This is a genomic window from Pantoea sp. UBA5923, assembly GCF_002431095.1.
Lineage (GTDB): Bacteria > Pseudomonadota > Gammaproteobacteria > Enterobacterales > Enterobacteriaceae > Pantoea > Pantoea piersonii.
Genome location: NZ_DJDN01000006.1, coordinates 1 through 21,868, shown reverse-complemented (window position 1 = coordinate 21,868; position 21,868 = coordinate 1). Strand labels below are relative to the sequence as shown.

Sequence of the window (21,868 nt, the reverse complement as noted above, 5' to 3'; positions counted from 1 at the left end):
TCGCCTGCGCGCGCCGCTTCTACCGCCGCGTTCAGCGCCAGAATATTGGTCTGGAACGCGATGCCTTCAATCATGGAAACGATCTCGTTTACCTTGCGCGAGCTGCCGCGGATGTTATCCATCGTCGCCAGCATCGTGGTCAGCGACTCGCCGCTCTTCTCAGAGAGGCTGCTGGCATTGGCCGCCAGCTGACTCGCCTGACGCGTATTATCCGCGGTCTGGCGCACAGTTTCGCTCAGTTCAGTCATGCTGGCCGCCGTCTGCTCCAGCGACGCCGCCTGCTGCTCGGTGCGCGAAGAAAGATCTTCATTGCCTGCGGAGATCTGCACCGAGGCGCTGCTGACCGACTGCGACGCCTGGTTGACCGAGACCAGCGCCGAGGAGACGCGCTGCATCAAATGGTTAAAGGCGCGCGCCATATTGCCAATTTCATCGCGACGGCTCTCATCGGCGTTCAGCGTCAGGTCAAGGTTTTCGCTGGCGCTCGCCATCACCTTGCCCATTGCTGACAGGCTGCGGCGAATGCGCAAAATAGTGAAGGCCGAAAAGAGGCCGAACAGCACCACAGTGGCGATAACGCCGCCGATGGTCGCCCACAATACGTTTTTAAACAGGCTGCGGTTGGTATCGCGCAGCTGGTTACTGATGTCGATATTCAGCGTCAGCTGTTTCTGATAATCGGCAATCATCTCGCGGATAGCCGCGCCGACGCCATCGCTTCCCTCAATCAGCCCTACGCTTACCGCATTCTGATGCGCATGCGAGGCAGCGAGAAATGCAGGCAGACGATCGTTAATGGTACGAAGATGTTCATAGGCGAGATTAGTCAGCCGTTTATCTTCGTCGTTGGAAATGTCGTTCGTCATGTAGTAATCGATCTGCGATTTGAGCTGCGCCAGCTGTGCGCTAATCGTCTTTTCCACATCGGCAAACTTCCCATCGTCGGTCTGGATCTGATGCTTATAGAGCGTCAGCGCCAGCTGATTGCCCTCATCGATCATTTTCCCGACATCTTTAATTGAGGGAATAGCGTTGGCCTGGACATATTCAAAGCGATCCTGAAAGCCGGACAGCAGAGAGATAGCCAGTATGGCCTGTAAAATAATCGCGCCAAACAGCAGCGAGAATGCCAACAGCAGGCGTTGGGTGATGTTCATCCTGGTCTCCATAAGGTAAGCGCCCCTGACCTTATGCGTTCAGGCAGGGTTTAGCTTCCTTATCATCGGCACCAGTCCGGCTTTAATTAATTAAATTACCCCGCCTCGCTCTGCGCCTCTGTAAGCATTTCGTAAGGATTTTCACAAAATAATTTAAGTTTTAAGTAAGTCTGTCGATAACGGATGTAAGCGACTATTACCAAAAGGAAGTGATATGGCAGGCGTCTCTACATTAGGCATTGGCTCAGGACTCAAGCTAAGCGATATACTGGACAAGCTTACTAGCGCGGAAAAACAAGTACTTGCCCCGGTTTCAAAGCAGCAATCCGCGGCTACCGCCAGGCTTTCCGCCTACGGCACGCTGAAAACCGCCGTACAGGCTTTTCAGACGGCTAACAGCAAGCTACAGGAAGCGGGTCTTTACACTCAAACCACCACATCAAGCAGCTCGACCGCCTTTAGCGCCGACTCAAACGGCAGCGCGGTCGCCGGTAAGTACAGCATCAGCGTGACGCAGCTGGCGCAGGCGCAAACCCTGACCAGCGCGGCGAAAGGCGATATTAAATCGTCGGTGGGCAGCGATGCGGCAAGCCGCACGCTGAAGATCCTGTCGGAGGACGGGAAAGAGACAAGCATCACCCTGACGCAAGATCAAACCTCCCTGACTGCGCTGCGCGACACCATTAACAAGGCGAACGCCGGCGTCAGCGCCAGCATTATTCGCGTATCGGACGCCAGCTATCGCCTGTCGATTACCTCTACCCAGACCGGTACCGGCCATGCAGTGAAGGCGATTAGCGTTGAAGGCGACAATACGCTACAGGACTTTATCGGTTTTGGCCCGGCGGCGAGCGCCAGCGGCATGCAGCAGAATGTGGCGGCGCAAAATGCCAGCCTGACCATCAATAACGTCCATATTGAAAGCAGCAGCAACGTTATCAGCGACGCCGTTGAGGGACTGACCCTGAAGCTGCACGACATCACCAGCGGCAATCAGACCCTGAGCGTCGTCAGCGACACCTCAAAAGCCAAAACCGCCATCAGCGACTGGGTCACTGCTTACAACAGTTTGCAGGATACGATGTCGACCCTGACCAAATATACGCCGGTCGATGCAGGCAAAGATCAGGATACGAAAAACGGCGCGCTGCTGGGCGACGGCACGTTACGTCTTATTCAGACGCAGTTGAAAGGCATTCTCGCCAACGGTTCGGGTTCGGCGACCTATAAAACCCTGTCGCAGACAGGCATTACTTCTGACCCTACTACCGGCAAGCTTAAACTGGATGCCGACAAGCTGGGCAACATGCTGTCGGTGAAGCCGGAGGCGATGCGCGATATTTTCACCGGGGACGGTAAGAAAAGCGGTATCGCTACCGGTCTGGCAAACAGCATGACCGCCATTCTCAACAGCAAGGGGGCGTTGCAGAGCGCGACCGACAGCATCAGTAAGAAGCTGAATCAGCTGACCGATCAATACAATCAGGCCAGCAAGAAAATCGACGCGACCATTGCGCGTTATAAAACGCAGTTCACCAATCTGGATAAGATGATGAGCGTGCTGAACAATACCAGCTCCTATCTTACTCAACAGTTCGAAAACCAGTCTAAAAACGATAAGTAACTTACGTTTGCGTCCGGCCCGCGCAGCGGCCGGACTCCTCTGTTGTCACATTTCGTTTACCTCAGCGCTATAGTCCAGTGCCTTTGCTGCCGATAAGAGAGAGATGTATATGGAATACATTTTTTTCGACTTTTTCTGGCGTGGCGACACTTATGACTTCTTATGCTCTTCACCCATCCTCTGACGGACGCGCTCGCGGCCTGGTCAGGAAACCGATGATAATTATGCTGGTTCTGCTCGGCCTCTCTTTCTTCGCCGCGCTGACCGCGCTGCTCTGGATAGCGGACGATCTGAACGATAAAGCGGATCATCGCAGCGGGCTGCTGCTGGAAAGAGCCTTCGCCAGCCAGGAAGAGAGTATGCGCTTTCACCTGAGCGATAATGCTGACTGGGGCGAAGCCTATAACAACCTGCACCGTACCCTTAATCTTGACTGGGCCTGGCGCAACCAGAACCTGGGCAGATCGATGTTTCGTACTTTCGGCTATGAGGGGGTATTTGTGATTGCGCCCGATGACCAGACCCGTTACAGCGTGCTCAACGGCGCGCTGCAGCAAGAAGATTTTCAGGCGTGGCTGGGACAGGATCCACTCAACGACCTGAAGCAGCGGCTACAGCAGAGCGGCGGAAAGGCGATCGCCTGCCTGGTGCGTTCGCGCGGCCAGGTTGCGCTAGTCGGCGCTTCCTGGATCACTCCCGGAGGCGATCGTAGCGTTGCGGAAGTCGCGGGGCCGCCTTCGGTGATGATTTTTGTCGATCGCCTGACGCCTGAAAAGTTGCAGAGCCTGGGCGCAGAGTATGGCGTTGAAAATCTCCGCTATGCCGACGCGCTGGTCAGCGACGCAGAGGAGAGCGACCGCTACCGCATCCCGGCGCTGGGCGGCGCAGTCACGCTAAAGTGGCAAAGCGATAATCCCGGCGGCGCGCTGCTCACCTGGCTGCTGCCGCTGCTGGTGCTGATGATGTGCGCCACCTTTTTTTCCGCCGCTATGCTCATGCGCAACGCGCTACGCAAGGCGCGCAACAGCGACGTCAGCACCTTTCTGCTGGAACAGAGCCAGCAGGCGCTTGCCGCCAGCGAACAGCGCTTTCGCGACGTGGCGGAGAGCACCACCGACTGGATCTGGGAAGCGGATGCGCAGCTGCGCTTTACCTGGATATCCGGACGCTTTCCCGCCGTAACCGGCTACCACAGCCAGGACTGGCTGCACCAGCCGCTGCACGCCTTTTTGCTTGACGATGAGGATCTGCTGCAGCGGCTGACGCAGCGGGAGCAGCCCGGCGAGCCGCTGACGCTGTTGCGCTGTCGTTACCGCTCCGCGCAGCACCATATTCGCTTCTGCAATCTGACGCTGCGGCCCGTAACGCTGGCACAGGGTAAAGAGGGCTATCGCGGCACCGCTACCGACGTCACGCTGGAGGTGGAGGCGGAAGCGCGCGTTCGCTACCTTTCGCAGTTTGATGAGCTGACCGGCTTGCCCAACCGCGCGCAGATGAACGCCTGTCTGGCGGGCAAACTCAACGGCGTGCTGCATAGCGACCGACCACTGGCAGTGATTATGATCGACCTGGACAAATTTAAACCGGTCAACGATCTCTACGGCCATGCCGCAGGCGACAGCGTACTGCATGAGGTCTCCGCGCGCTTTAACGCCTGCCTGAAAGATGCAGGCATGACCGCCCGTCTTGGCGGCGATGAGTTTGTTATGCTGGTCTCTGACATTCATACCCGCGAAGAGATTAGCGAGCTTTGCAGCCGCATTATTACCCAAATCAATCAGCCGTTCGCCATTCACGACGGCGAAGTCTTTATCGGTGCCAGTCTGGGCATCGCGCTGGCGCCGCAGGATGGCACCGACCCCGGCGATCTGCTGCGCTATGCGGATATCGCGCTCTATAAAGCGAAAAACACCGGACGCAATAACTGGGTCTTTTATCAGCGCGATATGGGAGAAAAGATTGTGCAGCGGCGCGAGATGGAGCGTGAGCTGCGCGAAGCGATCCACAGCGATCAGCTCCGGCTCGCCTGGCAGCCGCGCTACGATGTACGCACCGCCCGCGTCAATGCCGTCGAGGCGCTGGTGCGCTGGCACCATAAGCAACACGGCGTGCTGATGCCCGATCAATTTATTCCGCTGGCGGAGGAGACCGGCCTGATCAGCGCGCTGAGCGACTGGGTGCTGCTGCGGGCCTGCGAGGATACGCACCGCGAGCTGCCGGGACTGACGGTATCGGTTAACCTCTCCGCAGTGGAATTCAGCGATAAAGGTTTGCCGAGGCGCATCCGCGCCGCGCTGGATGCGACGGGACTGCCGAGCAGCCGCCTGGAGATCGAGGTGACGGAGAGCGCCATGCTACAGGATCCGGAAACCACTCTGGAGATTATGCAGGCGATCAAGGCGCTGGGCGTGAAGTTTCTGATTGACGATTTCGGCACCGGCTATGCCTCGCTAAACTATCTGCGCACCTTCCCGTTCGACGGCATCAAGATTGATAAATCGTTTATCTTTCCGCTTAACGACTCCTCGCAGGCGCGAGAGATTGTCCAGAACATGGTGGGACTAGGCAAAGCCTACTCGCTGAGCATCACCGCAGAGGGCGTCGAAACCGCCTGCCAGATGGAACAGCTTCAGGAGATGGAGTGCGACGGCCTGCAGGGTTATTACATCGGGAAACCTCAGCCGCTGGCGCAGATTGCAGAAAGCTACTGCGCCGCGCCGACAGCTTCCTAGCGGTTATGCGCAGCGCCTCGCCTGGTTGCGTCCGCTGTGTTTCGCCAGATAGAGCGCCTCGTCCGCCTGCTCGATCAGCGCCTGCGGCTCCGGGCGATCTTTTTCCGGCAGAAAAGTGGCGCATCCTGCGCTCAGGGTGACATGGGCGGCGATGGAAGAGGAGTCATGCGGAATATTGCGCGCGCTGACCGCCTTTACCGCCGCGCTGGCGATATTCAGCGCATCCTGCCCCGTCGCGCCCGGCAGGATAATGGCAAACTCTTCGCCGCCATATCTTGCTACCTTGTCGGTGCTGCGCAGCGGCAGCGCTTTCAGGGCGCTGGCAACCGCCTTCAGACAAGCATCGCCAGCGACATGGCCATAGGTGTCGTTGTAGCGCTTGAAATAGTCGATATCCATCAGGATCAGCGATACCTGCTGATTCTTTTCCGCCGCGTCGAGCAGGCTTTGCTGTAAGAACAGATCAAACTGGCGACGATTCGCCAGCCCGGTCAGGCCGTCGGCGTGCGCCAGATTTTCCAGCGACAGATTAGCCGCCGTCAGCTCATCGCGCAGGCGAGTCAGCTCCTGCTGATAACGCAGGCTACGTCTCGCCTGGCCCAGAATATAGGCACCGAGCAGCATTATCCCCGCCAGCAGCGCCAGATCGAACATCACATATTCAACCTGTCCTTTAAGCCACTTTTTCAGCAAATCGTGTTTATCGTAGCCTGCTGCCACCACCAGCCCATAGCGCTCGGAGCGGGCAAAACCGAAAATACGCGCCATGCCGTCCAGCGCCGCCCGCCACTGGCCGCTTCCCTTATCCGAGCTGGCGAGCATCGCCTGAAAAAGATGGCTGGATGAGAGGTTTTTGCCGATAAAGCTGTCGGGCATCGGCCTCGCATAGAGCACCGTACTGTCCGCCAGCATCAGCACCAGCACATCCTGCGGGCCCAGCTCATAGTAGCTGTAGTAGTGACGAAAATAGTCGACCCGAATGGTGGCAAGCAATATACCGTTGAACCCGCCTGAAACATCGTTAACGCGCAGCGAAACCGGAATCACCAGCTCGCCGGTACTGCGGCTGCGAATTACCGGGCCAATATGCACGCTGTCGCGCGGATTAGTGCGGTGAAAGGCGAAATATTCGCGATCGGCGTTATTAATCCCCTTAGGGATTTGCCGCGCGGAGGTAGCGAGCCATTTGCCATCTGCGCTGTAATAAAAGAGACCGTGTAGCTGCGGCAGTCGGCTCGCCAGCTCCTGCATGGTATGGCTGAGCGCAGCGTTGTCAACGCCGGTCGCCATCTCGCTCATCAGCTGATGCTGAACCTGACGCAAGGAGAGCTCCGTCTGTAATATGGTGTCATCCGCCTGACGCGCCTGGGATACAGAAAGGTTTACCGCCATCTGTTCAGCCTGAATAACGGTATCACGCCAGGCTTCACGCATTGTCCAGAGGTTAAGCCCCATTACCGCCAGCGTGAGCACCAGACCTGCCAGCGCGATGCTTCTGGGCAGCGAGCGATTTAACGATGTCGCCCGGTCGCTTCTCCTTTTAAGTTTCATGTCCCGCCTCTTTGAAATACGTCTGATAAGTTAAGCATACAGAAGCCGTAACGCGCAGTAAGCAGAGCGGGCTTCCGCGGGTTGGCGGTCAGGGCGCGGCGTATTGCTTCCGTAAGGTGAAAATCAGCGGCTTAAATAAAATATTCACATTTCACTCCATTAGCGGCTAAGTCGCTAATTCCAAAGGACACCACTGTCTCAAAAAGCCAAACGGTAAGTAAAACAATATTTTATGCTGTATTAATTTCGCGGCGAGAGGTTCAGACTGGATATTCATCCACTGTACGAAGCGGTGGCTATTCGCTCTCCGTTCAAGGACAGCATATGACCTATTCATCTGAAACTATCTGCGCAATATCGGGAGCCGCTCTTCTTAATCTGAAGCGCTGGTATCGTAGCGGATTCATCAATAAATACGCATCCGGTAACGAATGGTCTGAGGCGCAGCTTCAGGACGTGCTGGATATGACGCGACTTACCAGTCAGGGCGCCACCATCCGCGAGATCAGGGCCGCGAAGCAAAGCGAGCGCCCGCTGCGTACCGGCGGCTGGGCGGCGCGACGTGGCGATATGCTCTGGCAGCTGGAATATGGCAGCGAGCAGTCGCTGAACGTGTTACTGCGCAAGCTCTCCAGTAACTTTACCGGCGACGATTTCGTTTTACAGCTTCTGCTGCCGCTTAATCAGTGGCTGCGCGACGACACGCGCGCGGGCGCAGGCCGACGCAGAGAGCGCTTTCACCATCTGATTGTCGCCCATGCGCGTAGCGCAATACGTAACGCCATGCGCGCGTCCTCCGTCCCGCTGCTGCTGGAAAACGTGAGCGAACAAAATAAGACGGAGATCTGGCTGGAGGCGATCAGGCTGAGCAGCCAGGGCTTCTGCGTCGAAGTCCGTCCCTTTAGCGCCGTCCATCAGCCCGCCTCTTCTCACCAGCATCACCTTTTATGGTGCGGCGCCGGCCTGACGGAGGTGATGTATCAGCACTATATGACGCATCTGGACAAAGGCCATCCGGTCTTGCTCTGCGGCCCCGATCGCCGCGTTCACCATCTCTATCCGCAAGTGCCCGCGGTCGCCTGAGCGGCCGCCTTCCCTCTTTTACCCGCCGTTATCTTCAGACGCTGAATCAGGCTGTACCGATTACACTTACTGAGTCCCTTTCACCAGGAGGTTATTATGTCTCAGGTTTCCCTTCGCTATCGTCTTGGCGATGATGAGGTCGGCCGCGTGGGCTACGGCGCGATGCAGTTAGCCGGGCCAGGCGTTTTTGGCCCGCCCAAAGACGAGGCGCGTGCGATACAGGTGCTGCGCGATGCCATCGCGGCGGGCGTGCGTCACATCGACACCAGCGATTTTTACGGCCCGCATCTGACCAATCAGCTGATCAAAAAGGCGCTGCACCCCTATCCTGAAGATCTGATTATCGTCACTAAAGTTGGCGCACGACGCGATGACAAAGGGGGCTGGCTGCCCGCGTTTTCACCTGACGAACTGGTTAGCGCGGTGGAAGACAACCTGCGCAATCTCGATCTCGGCGTGCTTGAAGTGGTGAACCTGCGCAGCATGATCAACCCGCAGAAACCGGCGGAAGGCTCGCTGACGCCGCAGCTTAACGCGCTGATTGAATTAAAAGAGCAAGGAGTGATTCGGCATATCGGGCTGAGCAACGTCACCGCGCGTCAGGTGGAAGAGGCGCAGCAGTTGACTGAGATCGCCTGCGTGCAGAATCTCTATAATCTTGCTAATCGCGAGGATGATGCCCTTATCGACAGGCTCGCCGCGCAGGGCATTCCCTATGTGCCCTTCTTTCCGCTCGGCGGCTTCACACCGTTGCAGTCCACTCAGCTGACCCAGGTGGCGCAGCAGCTTAACGCCACGCCGATGCAGGTGGCGCTTGCCTGGCTGCTGCAACGTTCGCCCAATATTCTGCTGATCCCCGGCACCTCGTCGCCTGAGCATTTGCGGGAGAATCTGGCGGCGGCGCAGCTGACGCTGCCCGACGATGCGCTGGAAATACTGAATGGTATAGGTAAAAAATAGGCCGCTTGCGCGGCCTTTTTATTGTTACCGGAGCGCGCCTGAGGTCTCGGCAGGCTCCTCACACAGCTCCAGCTCGACCGGAATGCTCTTATAAGCCGGAATACCGCTCTCGGTATCATGGCTGTCGAGCGGCACCATAACGTTGGCTTCCGGGTAGTAAGCCGCAACCGAGCCGGGGGCCATGTCATAGACCACCACGGTAAGGTTATCGAGCCGACGCTCTGTGCGGTTGCCGTCAGGATCGAGCGCCACCATATTCACTTTATCACCGACGCGGAACTGACGTTTTTCCGCTTCGTCCGCCGCCATAAACAGCACATCGCGACGGCCGGTCACGCCGCGATAGCGGTCGTTAAGGCCATAGAGGGTCGTGTTGTACTGATCGTGGCTGCGCAGCGTCGTCAGCACCAGATCGTGGCACTTCAGCGAGCGCGGATCTTCATTGATCCCCTGCATCACCTTAAACTGCGCCTTGCCGCTCGGCGTCAGCCATTTACGCTGCGAGGCCGCCACCGGCAGGCGGAAACCGCCCGGCGTCATCACGCGGTTGTTGAAGTCATCGAATCCAGGGATAACCGCCTCAATAGCGTCGCGGATAAAGCTGTAGTCGCCAATCATCTTATCCCAGTCAACGCGCGAATTGCGCAGCGTGGCTTTCGCCAGCGAGGCGACCAGCGCCGGTTCCGATTTCAGATAGGGCGAGGCGGGTTTCAGCGTGCCGCGCGAGGCGTGCACCATCGACATAGAATCCTCTACCGTCACGCTCTGCTCGCCTGATGCCTGCCGGTCGATTTCGGTGCGGCCCAGCACCGGGAACAGATAGTTATGCTTGCCGAGCAGCAGATGCGAACGATTAAGCTTGGTCGCCATATGCACCACCAGGTCGAGCTTGCGCATCGCCTCGAACGTCACCTGCGGATCGGAGATCGCCTCCGCCAGGTTGCCGCCCAGGCAGAGCAGCGCTTTGGCTTTGCCGTCGCGCATCGCCTGGATGGCGGCGACCGCGCCGTGTCCATGTTTCTGCGGCGGCTTGAATCCAAATACTTTTTCAATATTGTCCAGCATCCACTGCGGCGGGATTTCGGTAATGCCGACGGTACGGTCTCCCTGAACGTTGGAGTGACCGCGTAACGGACAGATGCCTGCGCCGCGCTTGCCGATATTGCCGCGCATCAGCAGCAGGTTGGCGATCTGCTGAACGTTCTGCGTGCCGTACTGGTGCTGGGTAATGCCCATGCCGTAACAGATGATGGTGTTTTCCGCCTCGGCGTAGAGATGCGCGATATTTTGGATCTCTTCAAGCTCCATGCCGGAGACTTTCAGGATATGCGACCAGTCGGTCGCCTCAAGGTCCGCCTTCAGCGCCTCAAAGCCTTCGGTATGTTCGCTGATAAAGCTCTCATCCAGCACGCCCGGCTCGCCTGCTGCCAGCGCCTTTTCATGCATCGCCAGCAGGCACTTCATAACGCCCTTCAGCATCGCGGCATCGCCGCCGACGCGGACTTTATAATAGGTGGATGCCAGCTGCGTCGAACCCATCGACAACATCTCGATCGGGCTTTGCGGCGAGGTAAAACGCTCCAGGCCGCGCTCGCGCAGCGGATTGATCGCTACAATCGTTTTGCCGCGTTTCGAGACGTCGCGCAGCGTCGCCAGCATGCGCGGGTGGTTAGTGCCTGGGTTATGGCCAATACAGAGCACTAAATCACAGTGGTTGAAATCTTCCAGCTCGACGGTGCCTTTGCCCACGCCGATTGATTGCGGCAGCCCGACGCTGGTCGGTTCATGGCACATATTTGAGCAGTCGGGGAAGTTATTGGTGCCATATTCGCGAGCGAACAGCTGCCAGAGGAAGGCCGCTTCATTGGATGCACGACCTGAGGTATAAAATTCTACGCTGTCGGGATCTTCATAGCTTCGCAGCAGCGCGCCGATCTCGTTAAAGGCGGTTTCCCATTCGATGGGCTGGTAGGTATCGCTGGCTGGGTCATATTTCATCGGGTGCGTCAGTCGCCCCTCGCCTTCCAGCTCAAAGGCGTTGCGATGCCACAGCTCGCTAACGGTATGGGCGGCGAAAAATTCCGGCGTGGTGCGCTTGCTGGTCGCTTCCCAGGAGACCGCTTTGGCGCCGTTTTCGCAAAATTCAAATGAGGAGCGGTGCTGTGGGTCGGGCCAGGCGCAGCCCGGACAGTCGAATCCTTCCGGCTGGTTAACTTTAAAGAGCGCTATCACATCCTGCTTAACCGACATCTGACCGCGAATCGCATCCGCTACCGCTTTCAGCGCGCCCCAGCCACCTGCCGAACCGCCATAAGGCGCAATACCAATATTTCTGTTTTGATGTTTCATATGACGTTGCTCTCCAGTGCTAAACCTTTTTAGCGTAGGCGAGCAGGCTGCGACTGCGGCGGTGGCAAAGCTAAAGATGTTAATTTTTTTCTTTCAGGATGTTACCGCGTTTCGTATAACAGGGTCGCCACAGGCCAGGTAGCCGATACGATAGACGTCGCCCGGCACTACCGGCATCTCGCTGGCGAAATCGACCTGAAGCAATGACTGGCCCGAAATATCCCAGCCCACCAGCGCCGCATCCAGATCCAATGCGCTCAGGTCGCTATAGGGGGCCACCGGCACAGGCCGCAGCGCGGCAAAGCGCGCATCGCGCAGCGTCTCGATCGGTGGCGTTTTCACCCCCAGCCAGGTAAGGATAGCGGGCCAGCCAAAATCCTGTGCCAGCCTGGCGAAACCGGCGCTTTGTAAAAACTGCGTTATTCCAGCGGTATCGCGCCAGAGATAGAGCGGCGCGTAACGGTTCTCCTTTGCGCCGAAGTCGCGCCGCGCATAGAGAAAAGCTTTAAATACCAGATCGGGGAAGCCATCAAGCTTCGCGCCGTTTTCAGCGATGCGCCGCTCAATAATGTCCATGTCGTAGTCTGCCGGCAGCGTGAAACGGTATTGCATCAGAATCATAGCGCCTCCTGGGAAAGCATTATGCCGTTGCTGAAACTCCAGTCGCTCGCGGTGTTGAACTGGATAATCACCATGATGTCGTCAGCAGCGATGTGCAGCTGCTGCGCCAGCCGCTGCGCCAGCGTCCGGCAGAAGTCAGCCTTCTGCGCCGCCGAACGCGGTCTGCCTGCCAGCAGCGTAAAGAGGATGAAATCGTCACTGCGCGTGCCGCTCAGATAATGTTTGTCATAAATACGCTGCGCCGCGGGCAGCTTTTCCACAATCTGAAAGCGATCTTGCTCAGGGACGTCGAAAGCCTCCACCAGCGTGTTATGCAGGATGTCTGAAATCAACGCGATGCGGGATGCGCTGACGTCCTCATGAAGCGTGATGCGGGTCAGCGGCATGGGCTTTCCTCCTCTGGCAGTTCGTCCTTTGACAGATGGTGCAGCGCAGTCACGGCGGCAGGCCAGCCGGCATAGAAAGCCAGATGGGTAAAGGCTTCACTCATTTCGCTACGGCTTACCCCGTTTTCTGCGGCGAAGCGGATATGCCAGGGAAGCTGCTTCTCCCGCCCCAGCGCAGCCAGACATGCCAGCGTTATCAGGCTGCGCTCGCGCGGCGTCAGAATGCCTCGCTGCCAGATATCGCCGAACAGCAGGTCTTGCGTGATTTCAGCCAGTTTGGGCGACGCCTGCGTAAGGGTCTCTCTATCAATGGTTTTATTCATTGCCGCTCCTTATTTATTGTTCAGCGTCAGTGTCGCCTTCTGCTACTATCCTGAAAATCGAATTATTCAAGACGGTTAATCCCGATTTTCAGGACGCTATGAACAAAATCCCGCTCTCTCTGGATATGGATGCGCTGCGCAGCTTCGTGGCGGGCATCGAATACGGCAGTTTCGCGCTGGCCGCCGAGCGGCTTTGTCGTTCTACCTCTGCCGTCAGCGCGCAGCTAAAAAAGCTGGAAATGCAGTGCGGCGCCGGGCTGGTGGTGAAGCAAGGCCGCAAGCTCGCGCTCACGCCCAGCGGCGAGATTTTGCTGAGCTATGCGCGCCGCCTGCTGGCGCTGAATGACGAAGCCCAACGCGCCGTTCGCGGTGAAATGCTGCAGGGTGAGCTGCGTATCGCTATGCAGGAGGATTTTGGAGAATCCTTAATGCCGGGGCTGTTAAGTCAGCTGACTCAGCAGCATCCGGGACTCAGCATCACCGCGCGTATTGACCGCAACCGCGCGCTGCGCCAGGCAGCGACGGAGAAACAGGTGGATATCGCGCTGCTGTGGCAACCTGAAGAGGCGCTCGATGAAAGTGAGTTTTTAGGAGAGTGTCCGCTGGTATGGATCGCCTCGCCGCAGACAGAGGTAAAGATGTTACTGGAGAGTGGCGAACCATTACCGCTGGTGATGTTTGATGCGCCCTGCCAGATGCGCACCCGCGCCATCGCCGCGCTGGATCGCGCCGGCATCGCGTGGCGCGTCGTCTTTACCAGCCCGAGCCTCAGCGGTATCTGGGCGGCTGTTCAGGCCGGTTTAGGCATTACGCTGCGATCGCCCATCGGCCTGCCGCGCAATCTGCGAATCGTCGAGGCGACTCTGCCTGCGGCGGGTCGTATCGGTATTACCCTGTGGCAAAACCGCAGCCTGAATCCTGAGGCGCAACGCGTGCTGCACGATTCCGTTTCCGCTGCGCTGGTTCCTTCACTGCTGCGTTAAAGTTTCCTCCTGCAAACAATTTGGTTTAAATATGTTTCCCGCACGTAAGGTTAAGCCTTTTATATAACTTAACCTTTGCGCAGCAGTTTAATTTACGTAGTGATAATTTTCAGCGGCTCTTTTGTTTATAACATCAACAAAAAAGGCATTTAATTGCCTGTTTCTTCTTCGGTTACGCTTTTTTACCGTCGTTGAAAAGCCGCTGGCCGCTACGCCGTCACATCGCTTTAACACAGGCGTCATAAGGCTCGCGCATGCTTTCCCTGTCGGCAGCGCCCCCTTAAAGGATCGTTTTTAAATAAGCGAAAACAAATCTAAACAAAATAAAAGATTGAGCCCGAATCGCAAAAGCTCTATATTGGCCGCGCCTAAAATCAGGTAACCCGTTTTTTTACATTTATTCAACTGCGGCACACGCGATTGCCTCGGTTGTAGGAGAGATATGATGACGGATAAAGTCCGTATTGATTCTTTAGATGCCACTTCAAACGCAAACAATGAAACCTATTTGGCCCGTCAGGCTGAGTTCGAATCAAACGTCAGAAGTTATCCCCGCAAGTTACCGTTAGCGATTACCCAGGCTAAAGGCGTATGGATTACCGACGCCGACAATAAAGAGTACCTCGACTGCCTGGCAGGCGCGGGTACGCTGGCGCTGGGTCATAATCATCCTGACGTATTGCAGAGCATCCAAAATGTCATTACCAGCGGCTTGCCGTTACATACTCTCGATCTGACAACGCCGTTAAAAGATGCGTTCTCTGAATACCTGCTGTCTCTGCTGCCAGGTCAGGGTAAAGAGTACAAGCTGCAGTTTACCGGTCCGTCCGGCGCAGACGCCGTTGAGGCGGCGATCAAGCTGGCGAAAAAAGCGACCGGCCGTTCCGGCGTGATCGCTTTCTCTGGCGGCTACCACGGTATGACTCACGGCGCGCTCTCGGTAACGGGTAACCTGTCGCCGAAAGAAGCGGTAAACGGCATGATGCCGGAAGTGCAGTTTATGCCTTATCCGCACCTCTACCGCTGCCCGCTGGGCATTGGCGGCGAAGCGGGCGTGAAAGCGCTGACCTACTACTTCGAAAACCTGATCAACGACGTGGAAAGCGGCGTGCGCAAACCTGCGGCGGTGATCCTGGAAGCCGTTCAGGGCGAAGGCGGCGTGAACCCGGCACCGGCCGAGTGGCTGCAGCGCATCCGTAAAGTGACCGAAGAACACGGCATTCTGCTGATCATCGATGAAGTGCAGGCGGGCTTCGCGCGTACCGGCAAGTTCTTCGCTTTCGAACACGCAGGCATTCAGCCCGATATCATCGTGATGTCTAAAGCCGTTGGCGGCGGCCTGCCGCTGGCCGTACTCGGCATTAAAAAGCAGTTCGACGCCTGGGCGCCGGGCCACCATACCGGTACGTTCCGCGGCAACCAGCTGGCGATGGCGACCGGCCTGACCACGCTGAAGATCCTTAAAGAGCAGAACATCGCTGATAAAGTGGCGCAGCAAGGCGAGTGGCTGAAAGGCAAACTGGCCGAAATGCAGAAGCGTTTCCCGGTTATCGGTCACGTACGCGGTCTGGGTCTGATGATCGGTATCGAGATCGTTAAGCCGAACGAAGCTAAAGATCAGCTGGGCTGCTATCCGGCGGACGGCGACCTCTCTGCGCTGCTGCAGAAGAAGTGCTTCGAATCTGGCCTGATCCTTGAGCGCGGTGGTCGTCACGGCTGCGTGCTGCGTCTGCTGCCTTCCCTGCTGATTACCAATCAGGAGCTGGAAGTGTTCCTCGACAAGTTCGAGCAGGCGCTGCTGGCCGCTGGCGTTAAGCCGGTTTAAGTGGAGCGGGATTAAAATGTCAGAATTAAATCCGATCCTCGCGGGTTCGGCGCAGAGCATCGAAGCCTACCAGCAGGTGATTGAGCAGAGCAGCAAAGCGGTCGTCGAGTGGCTGAAGCAGCCTGAGATGTATCAGGGTAAAACCGTCGCTGAACTGCGCGAGCGTATCGCGCTGGACTTCAACCCGACCGGCCTGGGCAACCAGGCCGCCATCGAGCGCGCGGTCGAGTTCTTCCTGAAAGACAGCCTGGCGGTACATCATCCGCAGTGCGTGGCGCACCTGCACTGCCCGAGCCTGGTGGTTAGCCAGGCGGCGGAAGTGCTGATTAACGCCACCAACCAGAGCATGGACTCCTGGGATCAGAGCCCGTCGGCCACCATCATCGAGATGAAGCTGATCGAGTGGCTGCGCGCCCAGGTTGGCTATGAAGCGGGCGATGCGGGCGTGTTTACCAGCGGCGGCACCCAGAGCAACCTGATGGGCCTGATGCTGGCGCGCGACGCCTTTTTCGCGCGTCAGGGCCACTCAGTGCAGCAGGATGGCCTGGTTGGCGACCTGCGTAAGCTGAAGGTGTTCTGTTCCGAAAACGCCCACTTCTCTGTGCAGAAGAATATGGCGCTGCTCGGCCTGGGTTACCAGTGCGTCACCCAGGTGAAAACCGACGAATACGCCCGTATGGACGTCACCGATCTGGCGGAAAAAATCGCCCAGGCGAAAGCCAACGGCGAGCAGATCCTGGCGATTGTCGCTACCGCAGGCACCACTGATGCCGGCGCGATCGATCCGCTGCGCGACATCGCCGCGCTGGCGGCCCAAAACAATATCTGGGTACACGTCGATGCGGCATGGGGCGGCGCGCTGCTGCTGTCGGAAAAATACCGCGACTATCTGGACGGCCTTGAGCTGGTGGACTCCGTTACGCTCGACTTCCACAAGCAGTATTTCCAGACCATCAGCTGCGGTGCGTTCCTGCTGAAAGATGCGGCGAACTATGAGCTGATGCGCTATCAGGCGGCCTACCTCAACTCTGAGTTCGACGAAGAGGCGGGCGTGCCGAATCTGGTTTCCAAATCTCTGCAGACCACGCGCCGTTTCGACGCGCTGAAACTGTGGATGGGTCTGGAAGCGCTGGGACAGAAGCAGTACGCGGCGATTATCGATCACGGCGTTACGCTGGCGCAGCAGGTCGCGAAATATATCAGCGCGCATCCGCTGCTGGAGCTGGTAATGAAGCCGCAGCTGGCGAGCGTGCTGTTCCGCTTCCACCCGGAAACGGGCTGCCGCGATCTCGCCGAAACCGCACTGCTTAACCAGCGTATCGGCGACGCGCTGCTGGAATCGGGCCGCGCCAACGTAGGCGTGACCGAGCACAACGGCGTAACCTGCCTGAAGCTGACGCTGCTTAACCCGACCGTGACGCTGGAGGATATTAAAGTCCTGCTGGCGCTGGTGGAGAAAACCGCGAAGCCGCTGGTGGGCTAACCCCCAGATGCTGAAAGCGAAAGCCGGTAACGCTCGTTACCGGCTTTTTTATTGCCTCAGGATTATTCCTTACCGAACAGCTCCGGCGCCCACAGGCTGGGATCGACCTCTTTAAACTGCGCGCGGATAAAGTGCGCTTTCAGATGATAAGGCACAGTGCAGTCAAAGATAGTTTTGCTGGTGGTACCTTTTGCCGTCAGGCGCGGGTCGTAGAACGGCTGCTGCGACGGATCGAGAACATGGCCCGCGACGCCCGGCACAAACAGGGTATCGAGATCGCCGACATAGCGCGTCTGCATCGCCCAGAGCACATCATCGGTGTCGAAGAGATCGACATCCTCATCCACCAGAATCACGTTTTTCAACTCCCGGTAGACCGCCAGCGCAATCAGCGCCGCCTGCCGCGTCATGCCGTCGTCCCCTGCGTTGCGTTTTTGCACCTGTAGCACCGCCAGGAACTTACCGCCGCCTGCGCTGTGCGCATAAACGTTTTTCACCAGTCCCGGCAGCGCGTCTTCGCATTCAATATGAATGCTCGCCTCGGTCGGGATCCCCGCCAGGCTGACGTGCTCTTCGCCCGGCCCTACCAGGGTTTGCAGGATGGGATTGCGCCGCGTGGTGATCGCCTTCACTTTGATAACCGGCAGCGCGGGATTAGCTTCACCGGTATAGCCAGGGAACTCCGGCATCGCCTTGCCGGTCTGGCTGTTTTGATCCTCTTTGACGCGCACGCCCGGCAGGATCTCCCCTTCTATCACCACCTCAGCGCGCGCAATCGCCCGCTGGTTAACGCTCAGGCACTCTACCAGCTCCACCGGCTTGCCGCGCAGGCCGCCCGCTACGCACAGTTCGTTGAATCCGAACGGCGTGGTTGGCGCTTCAAACTCCGCGCCGATGTAGATAGCCGGGTCCAGCCCCATATTGATCGACACCGGCAGCGGTTTGCCTGCCGCCTCTGCTTTCTGACGGAAAGCGTCGATATGACGTCCCGGCGCGAAGAAGATAGAAAGCTCATCTTTGCTCTGTACGCAGAGACGATGAATGGTGACGTCTGCGTTATCGCGATCGTCAGGATCGCTGCCGAGCACCAGCCCCAGGCAGAAATAGGGGCCGGCATCTTCACTGGTGTTAGTCGGCGCGGGCAGGATCTTGCGCAGATCGAAACCCTCATCCTCGGCGCGATAAACCACCTCCTGACAGGGCGCCTGGGCCTTATCGACCATCACCGGCGGCGTCACGTTCTTGCGCGCTTCCGCCATCTGTATGCCCAGTTCGCGCACCGGCGCGCCCAGCAGCGCGCTGACGCGCTCGCGGCTCGCCATCAATCCCACCAGCACACGCGCGTCGGGAAAGCCCTTAATCTTATTGAAGGTCATCGCCGGGCCGATGCGCGTCGGGCGCATCACGGTACCGCCTGCGCCGATATAGCGATAAACGCCCGCCAGTTCAGCATTCGGGTCAACCTCGCGATCGGTTTCAATATAGTGCCCCGGCAGGGTTTTTAGCAGTTCAATAGCGGAACGCAGATCGTTAACCGGCGGCACTTTCCAGCCCTGCGGATGCGATTCACCGGGTTTGACCAGGTGCCAGGTGGTGGGTTTTTTCTGTGGCATAGCAGCTTCTCCTTAAGCGGTTTCCAGATACGTTTTTAGCTGAAACAGCACTTCTCCCCAGTAGGTGTTGCAAAACGGCAGGTGCGGATCGTCCACGGCCCATTCGCCATGCGTGAGCGCAACCAGCGTGCGGCCTTCTTCTAGATCGGAGAGCTGAAAAGAGAGGATCTTTCCGGCGTGGCTGTCGGTTTCAATCAGCGAGGTCTGGACAATGCGTTTGTCTTGCTCAAGCGTCTCTGTGCGCCAGCTAAAGTGGGTTTCCGGTTTTGGGCGCAGCGTCAGGATTTCACCTTCGGCAATTTTCCCTTTAATTTCGCCCGCATGCCAGGCGGCCATCTGTTCGATATCGGTCAGTGCAGCGTATACCGCCGGGCGCGGTGCGGCGATCTTAATCGCGTGATGAAGCGTGATCATAATAACCTCGCAGGAAGAGGCCCTGACGGGCCGGTAAGCAGGATGCGCAACTGATGAAAGTATAGGCAGGTCATCAGTTGCGTCCGTCAGAGTTACGTATTGATATGTAACAAAAATCCTGATGTATGCTTACCGGTTATTCGCCAGGAAGGATCAGCGTCTTACAGCGAAAGCGGTTCTTCTTACTTTTATCAGGGTCAGTGCCATAGAGGAGAGCGCCAGCAGAATAAGCGTCGCGCCCAGCGCAGCCATGGCGTGAAAGCCCGCCAGTCGAAACAGCCACAGCCCGGCGATGCCGCCGCCCAGAAACGAAAAGATGGTTGTCAGGTGCGTTTTTAACTGCTTCTTTTGCGCGTGCGCGTTTTTCGACGGATCGCGCCGCAGCATAGCGCTCAGCACCGACGCCAGCGAGATGCCCGCATCGGTCAGGGTGCCGGTAATGTGGGTGGCGCGCACGCGGCCGTTAGATAACTGCGTCGAAGTGGAATTGTGCACGCCCATCAGAAAACCCAGCAGCACCAGCACTTCACGGTTATTGCCGGAGGAGTAGAAAAAGATTTCGAACAGCGACAGACAGAGCAGCGCCACCCCTTCCACCGCCAGCACCTGGCAGAATATGGTGCGCAGATTGTGTTTAAGACCGGCGATAACCGCCAGCCGCGCTGTTACCGCACCCGCGACAAAGGCAAGCAGCAGGCAGCCGAGAAAAGTGAGATCGCGCAGATCGCTGTTATTCACTTCGCTGGAGAGCTGAGAGGTATTGCCCGACATATGAGAGGGAAAAAAACCAAATGCGCCTAACGCCATGGCATTCAGCACACCAGCCGCCGTCGCCAGCCAGACAGCAAGATAACGGTCTTCAGTATGCGATCGCTCTCGCTTCATTTTTATCAACATGCACGCTTCACCTTTTATTAATGCCTGAGATTAAGCGTAGGGAGGGAAGCGATCCTTGTCACAGTATGAAACTAAAAGGAGTTAATAAAAATGTTAATTAAATTAAAAAAAGCGGCGTTATCTCAGTTACTGTAAAGACGCGACAGCGTTAAGAAAATGTCAATCAGCGGCGGGAGCAATAGTGCGCCAGCCGCAGAAATGGCTGGCGCTGAAGGTAACGCTTAGCGACGGGCTCTTACCACCTGATACCGGCGCGTGAAGTATTCCACCGGCGCGCTCCAGACGTGAACCAGACGCGTGAAGGGAAACACCAGGAAGATCGTCATACCAAGGATCAGGTGCACGCGGTAAATCCACTCTACCCCATCCAGCCAGTGCGAGGCGTTACCCTGGAAGGTCACAATCGCCTGCGCCCAGCCGACCAGCTTCATCATGCCCACGCCGTCGAGGTGCTGCATAGAGAAGAGGATCGAGGTCAGGCCCAGCGTACACTGCACCACCAGGATGCCGATGATGACAATATCGGCGCGTGTTGAGGTGGCGCGGATGCGCGGGTTAAGCAGACGACGCTTCAGCAGCAGGAAGCCGCCGACCAGCGTCATAATGCCGAAAACGCCGCCCGCGCCCATGGCGATTTTCTGCTTGGTGGCGATGGCAAGGAACGGTTCATACATCCAGTGCGGCGTCAGCAGGCCAAACAGGTGGCCGAAGAAGATGCCGAGAATGCCGATATGAAACACGTTCGAGGCGAAGCGCATACCCTTTTTATCCAGCATCTGGCTGGATGAGGCGCGCCAGGTGTACTGACCGTAGTCATAACGCAGCCAGCTTCCGACAAGGAAGATGGTGCCGCACAGATAAGGGTAAATATCAAAGAACAACACGTTTAAATAGTGCATCAGGCTGTTCCTCCAGCGGAGAGATCGAGATATTGCGGCGCGGTTTCGTCGCGAAAACGCCGCTGATGTTGCTGTTGCGCCGAGCCGTCGCAGGCGTTGTTATCCATAAACTTCACCTGCTCCTCTTCCCAGACCGCATCCATCGCGGCGGGCGTATCGTCACGCGTCTCGCTGGCGACCTGAGCCGCCACGCTTTCGCTGCTCAGCGGGCTGTTCGCCACCCTCAGCAGCGTATCGAATAAGGCGCTGAAGTCGCTGCCGCGCTCTTTCAGGCGCCCGCCGATCAGCGCCAGGATCGGCGCAACATCCAGCAGTCCCTGCTGCGCCTCAGCCTCCGGCTGCAGGCTGAGATACTCCAGATAGAGTGGCAGGTAATCCGGCAGTTCGCGGCAGTCCAGCTCCAGTCCGGCGCGCTCATACTGCGCCATCAGATCGACCATCGCCTGACCGCGATCGCGCGACTCCGCATGCACATGCTCAAACAGCAGCAGCGAGGTCGCGCGGCCGCGTTCGAACAGCGCGCACCATTCCGCCTGCATATCCAGCGGCGGCGTGGCGAAGTAGCGGTCAATAAAGGGCAGCAGCGCCGGATCCTGCGCGCTGACCGGTTCGCGAACGTCGTCCTGCAGCTGCCAGAGCGCCTCGTCGGGATACTCCAGCAGCAGGGCGACAATTTTAATCAGCGCCATTATTCGCCTCCCGCTTTATCGCCGATATTGATCGCGTCAATACGGCGGCTGTTGAACAGGTTAAATTTGGTGTCGCTGCCGTGGCAGCCGTCGCCAAAGGTAAAGCCGCAGCCGTTGCGCTCCGGGAAGGCTTCGCGTGCCAGTTCGCGATGGCTGGTGGGGATCACGAAGCGGTCTTCGTAGTTAGCGATCGCCAGGTAGCGATACATCTCCTCTACCTGCGCCTCGCTCAGACCCACCTCTTCAATGGCGCGCGTGTCGGTCACGCCTTCCACGCTC

Annotated in this window: 18 protein-coding genes and 1 pseudogene; 7 read left to right on the top strand and 12 right to left on the bottom strand. The window is 57.7% G+C overall.

Features of this window, described 5'->3' with window-relative positions; translation table 11 throughout:
* Positions 1 to 1,157: methyl-accepting chemotaxis protein (locus B3797_RS00755; protein WP_311790099.1), on the bottom strand; the 1,157-nt coding region annotated here is incomplete at its 3' end.
* Positions 1,158 to 1,371: 214 nt separating this feature from the next.
* Between B3797_RS00755 and fliD the strand changes: the two genes are divergently transcribed.
* Together fliD and B3797_RS00745 are read left to right on the top strand one after the other, a co-directional pair.
* On the top strand, positions 1,372 to 2,781 hold the full coding sequence (gene fliD, locus B3797_RS00750) for a flagellar filament capping protein FliD (RefSeq protein ID WP_311790098.1): 1,410 nt from the start codon (positions 1,372 to 1,374) through the stop codon (positions 2,779 to 2,781).
* Between the two features lie 215 nt (positions 2,782 to 2,996).
* Positions 2,997 to 5,513 carry a bifunctional diguanylate cyclase/phosphodiesterase gene (locus tag B3797_RS00745; protein ID WP_311790097.1) on the top strand — a complete coding sequence of 839 codons (2,517 nt, stop codon included), beginning with the start codon at positions 2,997 to 2,999 and terminating at the stop codon, positions 5,511 to 5,513.
* Positions 5,514 to 5,516: 3 nt separating this feature from the next.
* Here the strand turns inward: B3797_RS00745 and B3797_RS00740 are convergent, their stop codons facing one another.
* Positions 5,517 to 7,064 (bottom strand): sensor domain-containing diguanylate cyclase, encoded by a 1,548-nt coding sequence (locus tag B3797_RS00740; protein WP_311790096.1) that lies wholly within the window; start codon positions 7,062 to 7,064, stop codon positions 5,517 to 5,519.
* A gap of 324 nt (positions 7,065 to 7,388) precedes the next feature.
* Between B3797_RS00740 and B3797_RS00735 the strand changes: the two genes are divergently transcribed.
* Together B3797_RS00735 and B3797_RS00730 are read left to right on the top strand one after the other, a co-directional pair.
* Positions 7,389 to 8,147, top strand: coding sequence for a hypothetical protein (locus tag B3797_RS00735; RefSeq protein ID WP_311783640.1), 759 nt, complete (start codon positions 7,389 to 7,391; stop codon positions 8,145 to 8,147).
* A gap of 96 nt (positions 8,148 to 8,243) precedes the next feature.
* On the top strand, positions 8,244 to 9,107 hold the full coding sequence (locus B3797_RS00730; protein WP_311783639.1) for an aldo/keto reductase family oxidoreductase: 864 nt from the start codon (positions 8,244 to 8,246) through the stop codon (positions 9,105 to 9,107).
* A 24-nt stretch (positions 9,108 to 9,131) separates the two neighbouring features.
* Here B3797_RS00730 and B3797_RS00725 read toward each other — a convergent pair whose 3' ends face one another.
* From B3797_RS00725 to B3797_RS00710, 4 genes are all read right to left on the bottom strand, one after another.
* Complete coding sequence (locus B3797_RS00725) at positions 9,132 to 11,456, bottom strand: FdhF/YdeP family oxidoreductase (RefSeq protein ID WP_311790095.1); 2,325 nt, start codon at positions 11,454 to 11,456, stop codon at positions 9,132 to 9,134.
* Between the two features lie 93 nt (positions 11,457 to 11,549).
* Complete coding sequence (locus B3797_RS00720; RefSeq protein WP_311790094.1) at positions 11,550 to 12,077, bottom strand: DUF4865 family protein; 528 nt, start codon at positions 12,075 to 12,077, stop codon at positions 11,550 to 11,552.
* Positions 12,074 to 12,463, bottom strand: coding sequence for a tautomerase family protein (locus B3797_RS00715; protein ID WP_311790093.1), 390 nt, complete (start codon positions 12,461 to 12,463; stop codon positions 12,074 to 12,076). The genes B3797_RS00720 and B3797_RS00715 overlap by 4 nt, the downstream gene beginning before the upstream one ends.
* A complete protein-coding gene (locus B3797_RS00710; protein ID WP_311790092.1) occupies positions 12,454 to 12,786 on the bottom strand; it encodes a carboxymuconolactone decarboxylase family protein in 333 nt (110 codons plus the stop codon). The genes B3797_RS00715 and B3797_RS00710 overlap by 10 nt, the downstream gene beginning before the upstream one ends.
* 98 nt (positions 12,787 to 12,884) lie before the next feature.
* Here B3797_RS00710 and B3797_RS00705 point away from each other — a divergent pair, with 98 nt between their 5' ends.
* The 3 genes from B3797_RS00705 (at position 12,885) to B3797_RS00695 (ending at position 17,077) form a co-directional block, all read left to right on the top strand.
* On the top strand, positions 12,885 to 13,769 hold the full coding sequence (locus tag B3797_RS00705) for a LysR substrate-binding domain-containing protein (RefSeq protein WP_311790091.1): 885 nt from the start codon (positions 12,885 to 12,887) through the stop codon (positions 13,767 to 13,769).
* Between the two features lie 442 nt (positions 13,770 to 14,211).
* Positions 14,212 to 15,594 carry a diaminobutyrate--2-oxoglutarate transaminase gene (locus B3797_RS00700; RefSeq protein ID WP_311783633.1) on the top strand — a complete coding sequence of 461 codons (1,383 nt, stop codon included), beginning with the start codon at positions 14,212 to 14,214 and terminating at the stop codon, positions 15,592 to 15,594.
* Between the two features lie 16 nt (positions 15,595 to 15,610).
* Entirely contained in the window at positions 15,611 to 17,077 is a 1,467-nt protein-coding gene (locus tag B3797_RS00695) for an aspartate aminotransferase family protein (protein ID WP_311783632.1), read from the top strand.
* Positions 17,078 to 17,139: 62 nt separating this feature from the next.
* On the opposite strand, the gene B3797_RS00690 is transcribed toward B3797_RS00695, so the two are convergent.
* The 6 genes and pseudogenes from B3797_RS00690 to narH all read right to left on the bottom strand — a co-directional run.
* Positions 17,140 to 18,690 carry a UbiD family decarboxylase gene (locus B3797_RS00690; protein ID WP_311790090.1) on the bottom strand — a complete coding sequence of 517 codons (1,551 nt, stop codon included), beginning with the start codon at positions 18,688 to 18,690 and terminating at the stop codon, positions 17,140 to 17,142.
* A gap of 12 nt (positions 18,691 to 18,702) precedes the next feature.
* Complete coding sequence (locus tag B3797_RS00685) at positions 18,703 to 19,104, bottom strand: SRPBCC family protein (protein WP_311790089.1); 402 nt, start codon at positions 19,102 to 19,104, stop codon at positions 18,703 to 18,705.
* 153 nt (positions 19,105 to 19,257) lie between these two features.
* Positions 19,258 to 20,001 (bottom strand): YoaK family protein, encoded by a 744-nt coding sequence (locus B3797_RS00680; protein ID WP_311790088.1) that lies wholly within the window; start codon positions 19,999 to 20,001, stop codon positions 19,258 to 19,260.
* Positions 20,002 to 20,222: 221 nt separating this feature from the next.
* Complete coding sequence (narI, locus tag B3797_RS00675) at positions 20,223 to 20,903, bottom strand: respiratory nitrate reductase subunit gamma (protein ID WP_311783721.1); 681 nt, start codon at positions 20,901 to 20,903, stop codon at positions 20,223 to 20,225.
* On the bottom strand, positions 20,900 to 21,589 hold the full coding sequence (gene narJ / locus B3797_RS00670) for a nitrate reductase molybdenum cofactor assembly chaperone (RefSeq protein WP_311790087.1): 690 nt from the start codon (positions 21,587 to 21,589) through the stop codon (positions 20,900 to 20,902). Before narJ ends, narI begins: the two co-directional genes overlap by 4 nt.
* Positions 21,589 to 21,868: pseudogene (gene narH / locus B3797_RS00665) on the bottom strand (nitrate reductase subunit beta); the annotation flags it as partial. The gene narJ and the pseudogene narH, both read right to left, overlap by 1 nt.

Coding starts and splice junctions, on each gene's coding strand:
- fliD (WP_311790098.1), top strand. CDS start 1,372: ATGGCAGGCGTCTCTACATTAGGCATTGGCTCAGGACTCAAGCTAAGC.
- B3797_RS00745 (WP_311790097.1), top strand. CDS start 2,997: ATGATAATTATGCTGGTTCTGCTCGGCCTCTCTTTCTTCGCCGCGCTG.
- B3797_RS00740 (WP_311790096.1), bottom strand. CDS start 7,064: ATGAAACTTAAAAGGAGAAGCGACCGGGCGACATCGTTAAATCGCTCG.
- B3797_RS00735 (WP_311783640.1), top strand. CDS start 7,389: ATGACCTATTCATCTGAAACTATCTGCGCAATATCGGGAGCCGCTCTT.
- B3797_RS00730 (WP_311783639.1), top strand. CDS start 8,244: ATGTCTCAGGTTTCCCTTCGCTATCGTCTTGGCGATGATGAGGTCGGC.
- B3797_RS00725 (WP_311790095.1), bottom strand. CDS start 11,456: ATGAAACATCAAAACAGAAATATTGGTATTGCGCCTTATGGCGGTTCG.
- B3797_RS00720 (WP_311790094.1), bottom strand. CDS start 12,077: ATGATTCTGATGCAATACCGTTTCACGCTGCCGGCAGACTACGACATG.
- B3797_RS00715 (WP_311790093.1), bottom strand. CDS start 12,463: ATGCCGCTGACCCGCATCACGCTTCATGAGGACGTCAGCGCATCCCGC.
- B3797_RS00710 (WP_311790092.1), bottom strand. CDS start 12,786: ATGAATAAAACCATTGATAGAGAGACCCTTACGCAGGCGTCGCCCAAA.
- B3797_RS00705 (WP_311790091.1), top strand. CDS start 12,885: ATGAACAAAATCCCGCTCTCTCTGGATATGGATGCGCTGCGCAGCTTC.
- B3797_RS00700 (WP_311783633.1), top strand. CDS start 14,212: ATGATGACGGATAAAGTCCGTATTGATTCTTTAGATGCCACTTCAAAC.
- B3797_RS00695 (WP_311783632.1), top strand. CDS start 15,611: ATGTCAGAATTAAATCCGATCCTCGCGGGTTCGGCGCAGAGCATCGAA.
- B3797_RS00690 (WP_311790090.1), bottom strand. CDS start 18,690: ATGCCACAGAAAAAACCCACCACCTGGCACCTGGTCAAACCCGGTGAA.
- B3797_RS00685 (WP_311790089.1), bottom strand. CDS start 19,104: ATGATCACGCTTCATCACGCGATTAAGATCGCCGCACCGCGCCCGGCG.
- B3797_RS00680 (WP_311790088.1), bottom strand. CDS start 20,001: ATGTTGATAAAAATGAAGCGAGAGCGATCGCATACTGAAGACCGTTAT.
- narJ (WP_311790087.1), bottom strand. CDS start 21,589: ATGGCGCTGATTAAAATTGTCGCCCTGCTGCTGGAGTATCCCGACGAG.